Source organism: Ruminococcus sp. OM04-4AA (assembly GCF_003462585.1).
In the GTDB taxonomy this organism is placed as follows: Bacteria; Bacillota; Clostridia; order Lachnospirales; family Lachnospiraceae; genus Mediterraneibacter; species Mediterraneibacter faecis.
In genome coordinates this window covers 74,120-83,596 of record NZ_QTZH01000008.1, presented here as the reverse complement: position 1 = coordinate 83,596, position 9,477 = coordinate 74,120, and the positions used below count along the sequence as shown (strand labels likewise).

The 9,477-nt window shown below is 39.7% G+C and carries 9 protein-coding genes and 1 pseudogene; 2 read left to right on the top strand and 8 right to left on the bottom strand.

Annotated elements, in window-relative coordinates; translation table 11 throughout:
* The first annotated feature begins 175 nt into the window (after positions 1 to 175).
* Both DXB52_RS16650 and DXB52_RS16645 read left to right on the top strand, forming a co-directional pair.
* Positions 176 to 541, top strand: a complete 366-nt coding sequence (locus DXB52_RS16650; protein ID WP_472519951.1) for a hypothetical protein — start codon at positions 176 to 178, stop codon at positions 539 to 541.
* Positions 459 to 1,088: an McrB family protein gene (locus DXB52_RS16645; protein WP_242988254.1), complete on the top strand. Its 630-nt coding sequence runs from the start codon at positions 459 to 461 to the stop codon at positions 1,086 to 1,088. Before DXB52_RS16650 ends, DXB52_RS16645 begins: the two co-directional genes overlap by 83 nt.
* 228 nt (positions 1,089 to 1,316) lie before the next feature.
* Here the strand turns inward: DXB52_RS16645 and DXB52_RS16640 are convergent, their stop codons facing one another.
* From DXB52_RS16640 to DXB52_RS04390, 8 genes and pseudogenes are all read right to left on the bottom strand, one after another.
* Entirely contained in the window at positions 1,317 to 1,517 is a 201-nt protein-coding gene (locus tag DXB52_RS16640; protein WP_117861422.1) for a hypothetical protein, read from the bottom strand.
* Positions 1,518 to 1,641: 124 nt separating this feature from the next.
* The gene (locus DXB52_RS16635; RefSeq protein ID WP_117861423.1) at positions 1,642 to 2,205 is read right to left on the bottom strand and encodes an alpha-amylase family protein; all 564 of its coding nucleotides are present in this window, start codon (positions 2,203 to 2,205) and stop codon (positions 1,642 to 1,644) included.
* A 53-nt stretch (positions 2,206 to 2,258) separates the two neighbouring features.
* Complete coding sequence (locus tag DXB52_RS04415; RefSeq protein WP_117861424.1) at positions 2,259 to 3,755, bottom strand: glycoside hydrolase family 43 protein; 1,497 nt, start codon at positions 3,753 to 3,755, stop codon at positions 2,259 to 2,261.
* A gap of 276 nt (positions 3,756 to 4,031) precedes the next feature.
* Positions 4,032 to 4,301 (bottom strand): DUF6171 family protein, encoded by a 270-nt coding sequence (locus DXB52_RS04410; RefSeq protein ID WP_101871488.1) that lies wholly within the window; start codon positions 4,299 to 4,301, stop codon positions 4,032 to 4,034.
* 12 nt (positions 4,302 to 4,313) lie between these two features.
* Complete coding sequence (locus tag DXB52_RS04405; protein ID WP_118106616.1) at positions 4,314 to 5,807, bottom strand: alpha-N-arabinofuranosidase; 1,494 nt, start codon at positions 5,805 to 5,807, stop codon at positions 4,314 to 4,316.
* Positions 5,797 to 6,432: a YesL family protein gene (locus tag DXB52_RS04400; RefSeq protein ID WP_178037769.1), complete on the bottom strand. Its 636-nt coding sequence runs from the start codon at positions 6,430 to 6,432 to the stop codon at positions 5,797 to 5,799. Before DXB52_RS04400 ends, DXB52_RS04405 begins: the two co-directional genes overlap by 11 nt.
* Before the next feature lie 25 nt (positions 6,433 to 6,457).
* Positions 6,458 to 8,558: pseudogene (locus DXB52_RS04395) on the bottom strand (glycoside hydrolase family 3 C-terminal domain-containing protein).
* 21 nt (positions 8,559 to 8,579) lie between these two features.
* Positions 8,580 to 9,476 carry a carbohydrate ABC transporter permease gene (locus DXB52_RS04390; protein ID WP_117542545.1) on the bottom strand — a complete coding sequence of 299 codons (897 nt, stop codon included), beginning with the start codon at positions 9,474 to 9,476 and terminating at the stop codon, positions 8,580 to 8,582.
* Between the last annotated feature and the right edge of the window lies 1 nt (position 9,477).

Sequence of the window (9,477 nt, the reverse complement as noted above, 5' to 3'; positions counted from 1 at the left end):
AGCCTATACACCTTACTGAAAGAAGAAGCAATAGAAAAAAGCTGAAGAAATACGTGATAATTTAGTTATAGGTGCTGAAATTATATCATCTTTTGATACTTTAAATTCTGAAACTGATTATGAAGAACTTTATAAACAATTGGAAAACATCCCTGGTATCAATACTGTATGGCGAATGAAATATTATCACTTATTATTTCCAACTTTATTAGCACCTTTTTACGGACAGGATATCCAACTGAAAGTTTTGCATTTTCTCAAACAAAATCCTAGTAGCATTCCATTTATTCGTATGGGACAAATTGCACTCTTTATTAAAAAATGCAATATTCCTGGAATTGTTTTCGATCATATTTGGGGAAAGTACGCTAATGACGCAAACACTGTTGATACCTCTGATACAAATACGCTTTCCGATAAAAAACGGAAAACCCACTATTGGATGTATACAGTCTTTGATGATAACAGTTGGCTCGAGTGTCAGGAAAAAGGTGTCATGGTTTTGGGCATGGAATTTCGCAAACACCCTATCCGTCAATGATGTAATTTTTGCAAAACGCTTAACCGATATTACTCCATATACTGATTATATCGAAAAACTTACTGCTATCTTTGCTCCAGATGAACTAGATGATATTGATACTCTTCCTGAAATAAACTATCCTGCTTATTCTTCTACAAACTTTCTTTCTGATGTATACATGACCAGACATGATTATGATACCTTGGTAGATGTATTAAAAATGAAGAAAAATATTATTTTACAAGGTGCACCTGGAGTTGGTAAAACATTTACAGCCAAACGACTTGCTTATTCCATTATTGGCTCAAAAAATCCTGAACGTGTACAAATGATCCAGTTTCACCAAAGTTATTCTTATGAGGATTTTATTGAAGGATACCGCCCAACAGAAAACGGATTTACAATTAAGAAAGGCTCTTTTTACAAATTCTGTAAATTGGCCGAGGAAGATGATGAAAATGATTATTTCTTTATCATTGATGAAATTAATCGTGGCAATCTAAGTAAAATATTCGGCGAATTATTCATGTTGATCGAAAAAGATAAACTTGGAGATAAAATCTGACCTGCTGTGAAAATTTCTAATAAAAAAATAGGAGTAGAGTAATTTTTACATCCCATAATATGCATGATTTTGTCCGGCCATCAACGCTTTGATTATGCCCAGAAGGCGTTAAAGCTTCATTGTGCCAGCTATGTTTTAAAACCTATAGATAAGACACAATTATGTGATGACAAAAAAATAACCGGTATTACTCCGCAGCAATACCGGTCTGAATAAAATTTTTATTATCTATCGAACAGAAAACACTTTCGTCCCGTGTGCAGGTACTACGACGGTTAATGCTTCCTTTCCGCTATGTAAAACCTCACCACTCCACAGCTCGGTAAATTCATAGAAATCCTTATCCGGTTCCCGTCCCGACAGCTCTTCCATATTCGAACAGATCTCCCGATCAGTATCACTGAGATTAAACAGTGCTGCCGTAATCATGCCGGTTTTTGTGCTTGTATTTTTCCAATCAGCCTCCCCATCTGATCTTCACAGCTGTTCTCCCCTGAAGTCCTCGGAAAGTAACACCAACAGTTCTTTATTAGTGAGAAGACTCAATGTAAAATCATCCATTTTGGTAAGCTCGGCACCAATCATCAGCGGAGAACGGAACATGCACCATAGTGTCATCATGGTCTTCTGCTCTTCCCTGGTAAACAGACAGTCTCTCTCCTGTCTCAAAGCCTTTACCGACCTTGCCGAGTGGCAGCATATCGCAATCCGGGAAACAGCCCTCTTTTACATGATCCTGCCATAGCTCACATCTCCAGAACATATTCTTAAGAAGCTCCCAGTTATCCCAGAAATCATCCGTAATACGCCACATGTTTGCATATCTGCAATACTGCCACGCACGGTCAATATGTGCAGGACCAGGGGAAAGGCTGAGTACAATTTCCCTGTTTGATTTCTGAATAGCCTTGTATAACATTTCGCTTTCATGCCATCCGGAAAAGCTGTCATTCCGATATATAAAGCTGTCACAGATATCATCACACTTAATAAAATCAACACCCCGGGAAGCATACATCTCTATCAGGGAATCATAATAGCTCTGACCTGCTTCTGTATTTCTCACTCCATACATATCCGGATTCCATCCGCAGATCGAGGACGGATCTGCCACCATGTCTGCGGTAAAATTTGAGTAAATTTCGACACTTATTTTATGCAGTTCTATCTTTATGAGATTTCATCAACATCATAATACTTAAAATCTCGGAAGTAGGCACTTCCTCCTGTTTCCTCTGCCGCATAGCAGAACAGACCAAACCGGCAACCAGTAAAATGATCCAGTTTGAAGTACAGCTTATGCACGGTTCCGATGGGTAGCCAGTCTCCCTTATTTACCCGGTAATAGCAGCGTGCTTCATCCTTCATGTTACAGAAATCTGCTTCAAGACGAAAATCCATCTGGTGTGATTCAACAACAGTTCCTCCCGTCATATCCAATATACCATCTTCTTTTTTATCCAACATAAGGACTTCATATTTTCCATGATGTTTTGTAATGCCAACTGCAGCATAACAGCTCTGCAACGCACACAAACCTGCGACATCGCCCTCTTTCAATGCAGAAGCATCAACAGTAACCTCAGCTGCGCAGGACGGATAACTCATCCTTTGCGTAAGCGTATTTACTGCCTGTGTAAGCTCTGTACAAACTTCCCGTGTTGTAATTGTATAGGTTCCCTGCAATGCATCCAGATGATAGTACCGTGGATCTGGATCATGATTAAACTGCCAGCGCGGAAGCAGCCCATTACAGAAATCATCACTTCCCACTAATGGCTGATAAATATATCCTGGTCTGGTACTGTGAACCTCTATTTCTTCCGGCACATGTCCGTTCTGTCCAAAAAACGGAAAATGATCCTTCCAGGTAACCGGAAGCAGAATAGGAATCCGTCCAACTGCTCCGGAATCCTGAAACAGCATTGCATACCACTTTCCATCCGGCGTATCCACTATTCCTCCCTGTGCCACGCCCTGTCCACAATATCCACGATCATCACAAAGTACATCTCCACCCGTGAATTCTCCTTCCAGAGAATCACTGTAAAAGCATGCTTCCGTCCGCATCCAGCGGTCTCTCAGGGAATGAACCAGAAAAATATAATAATAGCCGTTTATTTTTTGAATATGAGAACCCTCATAGCCTAGCTCCGGGTTCTTATGATCACTGACTAAAAGACGATGTAATCCGTCCTTCTTGGGTGCAGTCAAATCTTCATTCAATTCTGTAATCCAGATTTCATCATTTCCATATACAATATAGTTTCTTCCATCCTCATCAAATAATAAAGAGCCGTCATGATAAAAGCCTTCTATCAGCTGCTTTTTCCATGGACCATCTATTTTTTTCGAAGTATACAAATAAGTCTTACGGGTATCATTTGCCACAAAGCAGATATAAAATCGGCCTTCATGATAGCGCAGGGAAGCTGCCCACATGCCCTGTCCGTAAATATTCTGACCGCTTTTCAGTTGCTGCGCATCCGTATGATCCAACGTCTCATAGACATAAGTCACATGCTCCCAGTGCACCAGATCAAAAGACTGCAGAATCTCACAGCCCGGCATAAAGTGCATGGTTGTGGATACCATATAATAGGTGTCTTCTACGCGGATCACGTCCAGATCTGGATAATCCAATCTTGTTATAGGATTTACATTCATTGTTTATTCCTTTCTGTTTTATCTCCATATTCTTTCTTTGTTCTATTCTATTTTTACTATTTTATCTTTGTTCCTTATCCGTCTGCCTTTTCAACTCTTCTTGCCATAATAAAAGGCCTCCTATGATTTATATTTTACCATAGAAGACCTTGCTGTTATTAGCTATTTACAGAAAAAGTTTCACACACTCTTTACATCCACTCCTATTTTGTTTTTACTATTTTCAAGCCATGTAAGACTAGAGGATTTTACCCTATTTTATGCTTGTAGAAAATTCTACCATTTAGGAACACTGTTAGGACAATGTTTAACAGCTATCGCTGCACGCATCTCAACAAAGCATCCGCAGATCCTACATATACCATTCAACAAATTCGTACATTCTCCGCATTTTTTCAATCTGCGCTCATATTCCGAATTTGAAACTTTATCATCTTCTGGAAGATTGGAAATATAGCGATACATATTGTGAAAAAATTCTTTTTCAGACATATCTTTTAATAGACATTTTCTGCATAATCGATGCTGCTCACTCCCCACAACCATTCTACCTCACTTCTAGATGCAGGACACTGCACGCCGGATCGTAAATCGAATTCCTTTTTCCGTAATCTGTGTTCCATCATATTTTTTTACTGTAACACACTCCGGTTTTTCAAAAGTATTTTTTGCGTGTATTTCCCCCGTAACAATTTCTCCTTTTACTGTTTTTACACTTCTATCAATAATCGTAGTATCTATATCAAAACTTTGATCGACAGAAAGATTTGTTATAGTAAGATGGAGTGTTCCATCCGCTGTTTCTGAGACAGATTCTGTCAGATTCGGTACCTTCCACTCTTCTTCCACCCCAATCATCTCTATCTCAATACTGCTCTCCACAAGATTCGAATCCTGATGTTCTTTATAGATGTCAAAGACATGATATGTAGGCGTCTTAATCATTTTATCCCCCTCAGTAAGCAGAACAGCCTGGAGTACGTTAACAATCTGTGCAAGATTTGCCATCTTCACTCGATCGCTGTGTTTATTAAATATATTCAATGTGATCCCCGCTACAAGTGCATCACGCATCGTATTCTGCTGATAAAGAAATCCCGGATTTGTACCCGGCTCACATGTATACCACGTTCCCCATTCATCTACAATCATGCCTATTTTTTTCAGAGGATCATATTCATCCATAATCTTACCATGTCTGCGAATAAGTTCATCTATATACACCGCCTTATTCAATGTCTTATACCAGACATTTTCATCAAACTCCGTTGAGCTTCCTTTGATTTCAATCCCCTCTGGATATACATAATAGTGGAGAGAAAGTCCATCCATAAATCCATGCTGTTCTTCGGAAGTTCTACGGAAACAGGTTGCCAATACCTCTTTCGTCCACTCATAATCTTCGTGTGGTGCTCCGCAGCAAATCTTTTGAATATGATGTTCATTATTATAGTCACGAACAAAACTCTGATATCTGCGATACTCATTTGCATAATAATCTGGGTTCATGTTTCCCCCGCATCCCCAGTTTTCATTTCCGATTCCAAAATAATCAACTTTCCATGGAGCTTGTTGACCATTCTTTCCTCTCAGTTCGGACATAGGGGATATTCCATCAAATGTCATATATTCTATCCACTCAGACATTTCACGAACTGTTCCACTTCCCAAATTTCCATTAATATACGTTTGGCATCCGAGCTGACGGCAGAGCTCAAAATATTCGTGTGTTCCGAAACTGTTGTCTTCCAACACGCCTCCCCAATTTGTATTAATCATCTTTTTACGTGAACCCGCAGGACCTATTCCGTCCATCCAGTGATACTCATCTGCAAAACATCCTCCAGGCCAACGAAGCACTGGAACTCGAATCTCTTTCAACGCTTCAACTACGTCAGTTCTCATTCCATTCACATTTTCAATAGGTGAATTTTCCCCCACATAAATTCCTTCATAAATACATCTTCCTAGATGTTCAGAAAAATGGCCGTATATTTGTCTGTTAATCCTGCTCAGTTTCCTGTTCGGATTGATTACCATTTTAGTCATCATGATTTCCTCCTTCTATCTTTTCATATTGCCGGAATACTCTTATAAAAAGCAGTGAATTTATATATGCACTGACTGAAAATCCGCCAACCATCATAAAAATCCAAATACCTTTTGTAAAAATCATAAGCACAATTACAATTACATGGATCAGAGTCAGCAAAAATGTCTCTCTCAGATTAAAAACAGCCAGCATCACTGCATTTTTCACGCTTTTAAAAATAGTATTATCGAATCTGGCTATTAAAGCAAATACATAAAGAAGTGAAAAAATAAAAATAACTGCAAATACTCCCGTAATCACGAGAATCACCTGATTGACCGTTGAAAATTCCGGCTTTTCTATCCAAAATTTCACTCCAAAAACAAAACTTGCTCCGATTATTAAATACAAGATGGATAAGAGAAACGCCTGCTTGAAATTATTTTTAAATGCTTTGAAAAAAGGTTTGAATATATATCCACCCTCATGTCTTGCCTCGCGCATAGTAATCGTGTAAAGGGCACTGACTGCCGGGCCGATCGTAATGACCGGCGCACAGCATAAAATGAACAGAATATTTAACATCATAAAATCTGCAACTGTAGTTAAAAAAACAATAACAGGACTGTCCAGATTAATCTTCATAGCTTTCTCCATTCTTAAGTTCAGTCTACCTTTTTCTAAACTCCACCTTAACAGGACTCATACCCGTAAGTTCCTCGCTTTTCGCATCAGGCTGAGAGAAACCGGCATAGATTGTATAATGCTTTCCCCCTGCAATATGACGTCCTTCTTCATCCACAACAGTAAATGCTTCCCCAGGAATATGTACCTGAAGGGTTTTTCTTTCTTCCTTGTAAAGTTTTACTCTGCAGAACCCGCATAACTGCGGGTTTGGAACCGCATAAATCGAATTTTCACACTTGATATAGATCTGCAATACCTCACAAATATCTCTTTCGCCCGTATTTTCCACCTTCACGAAAACATTTGCTCCTGTTTCTGTTTCCACCACTTCTACTGAGCGGACTTCCGCCTTTCCATAAGTTAGTCCGTACCCGAAAGGATACTGAGCCTTTCCTTTCATATACCGGTATGTTCTTCCACTCATGGAATAATCTTCAAACGAAGGCAGTTCGCTCAAAGTTTCATAAAAAGTAACAGGCAGTTTTCCTGAAGGAGATTCTTTTCCGAACAGGATTTCCGCAACAGCATTTCCTCCACGGGCACCTGGATACCAGAGTTGAAGAATTCCCTCAAAATGTTTCTGTGCAAAACTCAAGTCTATGTCACTCCCTGCCATCATACATAAAATCACCGGTTTTCCAGTCTGCGCCACCACTTCCATCAATCTACGCTGGCACAACGGGAGTTGAAGATCTTCCTTATCACCAGACGCATAGCTATTTCCTGTATCTCCTTCTTCACCTTCCAAAGTCTCATCCAGGCCAAGACACAGGATAATCACGTCACTATTTTGTGCTACAGTTACAGCTTCTGATAAGCGATCCATATCCTGGGCAAGAGGTTCTGTTTTATTTTTGAAAAGATCGCATCCCTGTGAATAAATAATCCTTATCTCATCACCCACATATCTTCTGACTCCTTCCAATACAGTTACATATTCTGATGATGTTCCGTGATAATTTCCGATCAGAGCTGCCCTGCTGTCTGCGTTAGGTCCAATAATGCCTAATGTTTTTATCTCATTCTCTTTCAACGGAAGAATTCCATTCTCGTTTTTCAAAAGCACAATGCTTTCTAACGCTGCCTTGTGTGCTATCAAAAGATGTTCGCTACATTCCACTTTAGAATATGGTATTTTGTCATACTCACTTCCATCAAAAAGTCCCAGCATAAAACGGGTTGTAAAAAGACGAACTGCAGCCTCCGTAATAGCTTCCTCTGTAACCATGCCATGATGATAAGCATTAAGGATATGAAGATATGTATTTCCACAGTTCAAATCACACCCTGCATTCAATGCCATTGCTGCAGACTGCATTGGCGTACCCGTAACCATATGTTTCATGAAAATCCCTTATTGCCCAGCAATCAGAAACAAAATGCCCTTCAAAATTCCACTCACCCCGAAGTTTATTTTTTATAAGTGTCTTACTGCCACAACAAGGTTCACCATTGACACAATTATAGGCTCCCATAACAGCTTCCACATGCGCATCCTCTACAAGAGCTTTGAAAGCTGGAAGATATGTCTCTTCCATATCCTTTTGAGATACTTCGGCATTAAACTCATGACGTAATGCCTCTGGACCGGAATGAACTGCAAAATGTTTCGCGCAGGCAGCCGCTTTCATCGTCTCACCATTTCCCTGAAGCCCTTCCACATAGGCTTTGCCTAAAGTAGCCGTAAGGCAAGGATCCTCTCCATATGTCTCGTGTCCTCTGCCCCAGCGGGGGTCGCGAAAGATATTTACATTTGGAGCCCAAAAAGTAAGTCCTTTATAGATATCTCTATCATCTTGTTTAGAAGCCGCATTATATTTTGCCCTGCCTTCTTCTGCAATAATATCTCCTATTTTTCGAACCATATCTTCATCAAATGAGGCAGCCATTCCAATTGCCTGCGGAAAAACTGTTGCAATTCCCGCTCTCGCAACCCCATGTAACCCTTCATTCCACCAATTGTATTCTGGAATCCCAAGCCTTGAAATACCTGGTGAATCATATCTGAGCTGAGAAGCCTTCTCCTCTATAGTCATTTTCATAACCAGTTCCTGTGCTTTTCTCCTGGCTTCTTTTCTGTCCATCCTTTAACCTCCGCCTATATATTATTCTTTTACGCCACCTAAAGTAAGTCCGGTAACAAAATATCGCTGTAAGAACGGGTAAATACAAATGATTGGAAGCATAGTCAGTATTGACGCCGCTGCTCGAACTGTCTCAGGAGTAACCGAACCCGTTGCATTTTTCATTGCCTCTGCCGAAGCCCCTTGATTCGTCACAGACGACAGTAATTTCATCAGCTCATACTGCAATGTTGTTAATTTTGCATTCATTCTGTTGTACAACATTGCATCAAACCATGAATTCCACTGTCCCACTGCTACAAAAAGAGCAACTGTCGCATAAACAGGTTTGCACAGAGGAGAAATGATTTTCGTAAAAATAGTGAAGTATCCTGCTCCATCAAGCTGCGCTGACTCCTCCAGACTGTCTGGAAGTCCATTCATATATGTACGTATAACAAGCATATTAAATGCACTAATCATTCCCGGAATCACATATACCCAGAAACTGTTTGTTAACCCAAGTCCTTTGTACAGCAAAAATGTTGGAATCATACCACCATTTACATACATCGTAATAACCCAGAAAAGAGACAGCTGTTTTTTAAATAAAAATCTTTTTCTGCTTACAATAAATGCCAGTATCGCATTAGTAATAAGGGCTGTAAACGTTCCGATCAGTGTTCGTGCCACAGTAATATAGGCACCTGTGATCAGATTGTCTTTCTGTAAAACAGTAATAAAGTTTTTCAATGTCCATTTTCTCGGTATCAGATATATACCGCCTCGCAATGCATCCGTTCCTTCATTAAATGCAAGAGCAAGCGTATTCAGAATCGGATACAATGTGATAATAATAAACAGAATCATAAAAATTGTATTGCATACTGTAAACACTTTATCTGCGGGCGATGATTTTATTTTTTTTCTTGTTTCCATC

Excerpts from the sequence above, each read along its gene's own strand:
- DXB52_RS16645 (WP_242988254.1), top strand. The coding sequence starts at position 459 with ATGATAACAGTTGGCTCGAGTGTCAGGAAAAAGGTGTCATGGTTTTGG.
- DXB52_RS04405 (WP_118106616.1), bottom strand. The coding sequence starts at position 5,807 with ATGATGACTAAAATGGTAATCAATCCGAACAGGAAACTGAGCAGGATT.
- DXB52_RS04390 (WP_117542545.1), bottom strand. The coding sequence starts at position 9,476 with ATGGAAACAAGAAAAAAAATAAAATCATCGCCCGCAGATAAAGTGTTT.
- DXB52_RS16640 (WP_117861422.1), bottom strand. The coding sequence starts at position 1,517 with ATGATTACGGCAGCACTGTTTAATCTCAGTGATACTGATCGGGAGATC.
- DXB52_RS04400 (WP_178037769.1), bottom strand. The coding sequence starts at position 6,432 with ATGAAGATTAATCTGGACAGTCCTGTTATTGTTTTTTTAACTACAGTT.
- DXB52_RS16635 (WP_117861423.1), bottom strand. The coding sequence starts at position 2,205 with ATGGTGGCAGATCCGTCCTCGATCTGCGGATGGAATCCGGATATGTAT.
- DXB52_RS16650 (WP_472519951.1), top strand. The coding sequence starts at position 176 with ATGAAATATTATCACTTATTATTTCCAACTTTATTAGCACCTTTTTAC.
- DXB52_RS04410 (WP_101871488.1), bottom strand. The coding sequence starts at position 4,301 with ATGGTTGTGGGGAGTGAGCAGCATCGATTATGCAGAAAATGTCTATTA.
- DXB52_RS04415 (WP_117861424.1), bottom strand. The coding sequence starts at position 3,755 with ATGAATGTAAATCCTATAACAAGATTGGATTATCCAGATCTGGACGTG.